5 protein-coding genes and 1 pseudogene are annotated in these 4680 nt (G+C 36.8%); all 6 read left to right on the top strand.

What is annotated here, in order from left to right:
- Window positions 1-109 (top strand): annotated as a pseudogene (locus HRU42_RS20685) (IS1595 family transposase); the annotation flags it as partial.
- Between the two features lie 147 nt (window positions 110-256).
- A complete protein-coding gene (locus tag HRU42_RS20680; RefSeq protein ID WP_295033930.1) occupies window positions 257-862 on the top strand; it encodes a hypothetical protein in 606 nt (201 codons plus the stop codon).
- Between the two features lie 112 nt (window positions 863-974).
- Window positions 975-1592: an FMN-binding negative transcriptional regulator gene (locus tag HRU42_RS20675; RefSeq protein ID WP_295033928.1), complete on the top strand. Its 618-nt coding sequence runs from the start codon at window positions 975-977 to the stop codon at window positions 1590-1592.
- 154 nt (window positions 1593-1746) lie between these two features.
- Window positions 1747-3114: a S41 family peptidase gene (locus HRU42_RS20670; RefSeq protein ID WP_295033925.1), complete on the top strand. Its 1368-nt coding sequence runs from the start codon at window positions 1747-1749 to the stop codon at window positions 3112-3114.
- Between the two features lie 112 nt (window positions 3115-3226).
- On the top strand, window positions 3227-3751 hold the full coding sequence (locus tag HRU42_RS20665; protein ID WP_295033924.1) for a GNAT family N-acetyltransferase: 525 nt from the start codon (window positions 3227-3229) through the stop codon (window positions 3749-3751).
- 112 nt (window positions 3752-3863) lie between these two features.
- Window positions 3864-4325 (top strand): SMI1/KNR4 family protein, encoded by a 462-nt coding sequence (locus HRU42_RS20660; RefSeq protein WP_295033923.1) that lies wholly within the window; start codon window positions 3864-3866, stop codon window positions 4323-4325.
- The last annotated feature ends 355 nt before the right edge of the window (window positions 4326-4680 follow it).

Below are 4680 nucleotides of genomic sequence, written 5' to 3'. Positions count from 1 at the left end.
ATACCTTAGTGAGTTCTGTTATCGGTTCAACCGTAGGAAAATGGAAAAAGAAATACCTAATCGACTGTTAAACCTAGCAATAATTCACACGCCAATACACTCACACTGAGCCATCTACATAGGCATGTTGATTAATGGGCAACTAACAAGCGCCTGAACTACGACACCGTTCGCTGTCATGGTTTTGGCAAACATCGCAAAAACAACATGCCAGCACGGTTCGTGTTAGGCGGGCGTTACGTGCTAAGGAGTCATCGTGTCATCTGACGATTGGTACAGAAATGAAGATTGGAACGAATCAATCGAAGATCATTTCTACTCGAAGTTAAAGCGAGCAAGAAAGCAAAGAGATCAGTATTTGGTAATCCAAGCGCTAACCTTGACTGACAAGCACCCAAAGGTATCACTCCGTTTGGTTGATGAATACTTCGAGTCGAGGAAAGATCAATTCGATGACGTTCGAGCTTTATTGGCAAAGGCGAATGCCTTTATGGCGCTAGGCGATCTTGAAGGGTGTATAGTCACTTATAAAAAGATACTTCAGAGAGAAATAGAATTTCCAAAACACCAAACAGGTGCGTATCTTGATTATCCATATTTGGTGGCAACACAAAAAATAGAAAACGAGTTCGCCAACGCGCTTGATGTTTTAAATGAGAATGTTGATAGACCCACGTTTCCGCTGGACTATTATAAGTGGCATGCTTCTAAAGCAATAATAAGTAATGATGGCTCCGAAGCAACAAAAGCACTTGATGCGGCAAAAGTTAAAAGGTCAGGGTTTCGTTTTCATCAAGATATTGGTTTGGTGGGTAATGAGCATGAAAAAACAATCAAACAGCTGTGTAAAATCAGCACGTAACAAACGGCTGCACCTGACAGATTTCCGCTGTCATCTTTTGTGCAAAAACACGCAAAAAAGACGCCATCATAAATTTGCTCGGTGAGCCGAGCGTTAGCATACAAGGGTATATATGCATATTCCGAGTAAATTTAAACAAAATGATGATAGTCAGTTGATGGCTATAATGCGTGAATATCCATTTGCGACATTAATTACAAACACTGAATCTGGTGTAGAGGCTACGCATTTACCTGTTGTTTTTAAAGAATCGGAGGGTAAATTTACTATTTTGGCTCATATAGCTAGAGCGAATAAATTATGGGAATCGGTTAAAGATGGCTCGGAAATATTACTTATTTTTAATGGCCCTAATTGTTATATCTCGCCGAACTATTATCCAACTAAAAAAGAGTCAGGAAAAGCAGTGCCAACATGGAATTATGTAGTAGTCCATGTAAAAGGCAATATTTCATTTATTAATGATACCCAATGGATTTATAATATGATCGACTCATTGACAGAAGAACATGAATCTAAGCAAGATGTACCGTGGTCTATGTCTGATGCACCCACTACCTATATAAATAAAATGTTACCTGCAATCGTGGGAATTGAAATATCTGTTAGTTCAATCGAAGGTCAATGGAAACTAAGCCAAAATCAACCTGAAATTAATAAATTAGGTGTTATACAAGAGCTTTTAGAAAAAGACATTAGAGTATCGCAGTTAGTTAAAGAGCAAATCTAAAGGCATACTAACAAGAAAATTAAAAGGAAAAATAGAGCTTGTCTCGTTTTTTCAAAGAGCCGCAACAAAGCAAGCCAATCACTATTTTCCTCTTATTTAGGCGTTAGATTTTTTGTGATCACATCAGCGTTTCGAACTACTAAGGATAGTTTTAATGATTAAAAAAATATTATTAGCATCTTTGTTAATCTCAGGACTTGTATCAACCCCTGTTTCTGCCAAAGAAGAGTTAAATACACCTGATAATTTATCCAAAGAAGATAAACTGTATGGTTTATCGCTATTTTGGAAAGAAGCAAGTCATAACTTCGCATTTTTTGATCAAGTACCGAATTTGAATTTTGATAACACTTATAGAGAATTTATTCCCAAAGTTTTAGCTACTGAAACAACTTACGAATATTATCGTGAATTAATGAAATTCAACGCTTTATTGCAAGATGGACATACTAATATTTACTTGCCTAAAGGGCTATCTTCAAAGTATGTTGACTGGCCAGCATTAAATATAACTGAGGCTAATCATCAGGCTGTAGTTACTAAAGTAGCAAGGGAGCTTCAAGCTGAAATTCCCTTAGGCTCTACCATTATTACAATTGAAGGGGTAAGTTTAGAAACGTATTTACAAACTAATATCATGCCTTATATTGCTAGTTCAACAGAGCATATTTTGTGGAGAAATGCAGTTCGGAAATCGTTACACGGGATACCCGATAGTAAAGTAAACTTCACTATAAAAACGCCTTTGGGAGAACTGAAAAACATCTCACTTAAGCGAAATACACGTCACACAAAAACAGACAAAGCGTCTCTAAAACTACCTAGTTCCAATGGAAAGTTATTTGAATTTAAGTGGTTAGAAAATGAAGTCGCTTATATATCTTTAAATGCTTTTCATGATGAAAATATTTTACAAAATTTTAACTCTGCATACGAAGATATAAAAAAGTCTAAAGCTCTAATCATCGATCTTAGGTTTAATGGAGGTGGTAATTCAAGCATTGCAGCTGAAATATTATCCCACTTTACAGATAAAGACTTAGAAGGATCTATTTGGAAAACTAAAAAATATATTGCCGCGTATAAGGTCTGGGGCAATTATAGTGATAAATATAAAGAGTATGCTCAGGATAATGCTTGGGAGTATGGGCCTATGGAGTTGCTTAAAGCAAAAGTAAGTAATAATCACATAGTGCCTACTTATGTGTTAATTGGAAGATCAACAGCATCTGCTGCAGAGGATTTTTTGATCTATGCTGATAAATTGAATCACTTCACTACTATTGGTGAAAAAACATATGGTAGTACAGGGCAGCCTATTTTCTTTGATTTACCCGGAGGAGGGTCTTTCAGGATCTGTGCAAAACGTGATACCTACCCTGATGGGAGAGAATTTGTTGGTTATGGTATTAGCCCAAATATATCAATTAAGCGATTACCTAAACATTTGATATTAAAAGAAGATATAGTGCTTAATAAAGCGATCCAGAATTTGAAGTATGAGCTTAAAGTACAAATCTAACAAGGGTTTTCAAGACGGACAAATTACAGTTGGCTTTTTGTTCGTGCCTCACTTATTTTAGCCAACTGCAATTTTCCGCTTAAAACGGCGTTATATAACCTAAGGATAGTATGTGCAAATCACTAGCAGTAGAATAAAACTCCAACCACTAGATCAGTCCGACTGGGAGTTGTTTAAAGAGTTGAATCAATGTCCCAAGATTATGGAGCATCTTTATGATCGCTTGCCATTAGATCAAATCAAAACTGTTTTTGAAAGTCGTACTCGCCCAATAACTGAAAAAAGTGATGGCTGGTGCTTTAGCATTAGTGATGCTTCTACAGGTGAAAAATTGGGTAATATCGGTTTAAAACTTACAGATATCAAAGAGAGGATAGCTGAAGTCGGATTTATGCTAAAAGAAGAAGCACAAGGAAAAGGGTATGCTAGCGAGGCTTTAAACCTTGTTGCAGAGTACGTTTTTCATACTTTAAAATTAAACAAGATTGCAGCCATTTGCTCAACTGAAAACTCTGGTTCATATAAACTGCTTGAGAAAGTAGGCTTTTCTCGCGAAAGTTTTTTACCTCAAAATACATCAATAAATGGTAAGTTAGTTGATGATTATGTTTATGGCTTGAGCAAACCGGTTATATAACAAGCCAATAAAAGTGGACAAATAACAGCTAGGCTTTTGTTCACTCCGTTCACCATTTTAGCCAAGTATTATTTGCCCGTTATTGGGGCGTTAGGCGTCTTAAGGACTATCGATGTCAATTCAAAGTATTCAAGTTGAAAGAGGTTTTAGATTACCTCAGGAATATCTTAATTTCCTTTCATCTTTCCATGAGATTGATGAATACTGTTTCAATGAGTACCCTGAAGATAATCCTGATTTTGAAGGTCGTTGTTGGTGTTTCCTAAACGAGGATGAACTCAACGAAAAAATAGATATGCGAGGCGTGGGTAAATCCACAGCTCATAAGCAACTTGAGTTATATATCAAATGTTTCAGTGAATTTAGCGATAATCAATTTCTTAATTCCCCTAATGGAAAAGTCCCAATTCAGAGGGTCATTAATGGGTTTGTTGTAGCCGAAGATAATGGAGATCTATTATATTTAGATCCTATTGATGGCTTTTCCGTTTGGATATTTCATCATGACGGCAGTGACGTAATGAAAGTCGCAAATTCAATTGGTGATTGGCAGTCTCGTGCAGTCGTCGCCTAACAAGCTAATAAATAAGGACAAAAAATAGTTGACTGTTTTCGTCCCTCAACATTTTAGCCAACAATTTTTTGCCCATTAAAATTTATCGAGCCATATATGGACGCTCCCTCCCCGTCAAGACAATACCTCTCTAACTAAGGTGTTTTTACCTTAGTTAGCCTTTGACTTTTAACTAATCTAATTGCTACTGATGTGACTCATAGCCGCTAAAAGCGGTTGTACTGCCCCTATATTTAAATCAAGGGGCGGGCTTAACAAGCTCTTTGCTTGCGCCCCTGATGAAATCCGTACCAATGCGCCTGTAATTGGTGTAACACCCATGCGGACTAAGCTAATTACTCTGTTCTAGCTTCTA

Source organism: Shewanella sp. (genome assembly GCF_013214165.1).
Taxonomy (GTDB): Bacteria; Pseudomonadota; Gammaproteobacteria; order Enterobacterales; family Shewanellaceae; genus Shewanella.
Note: the sequence above shows the minus strand (reverse complement) of the source record. Positions and strands in the feature narration are given on the sequence as shown.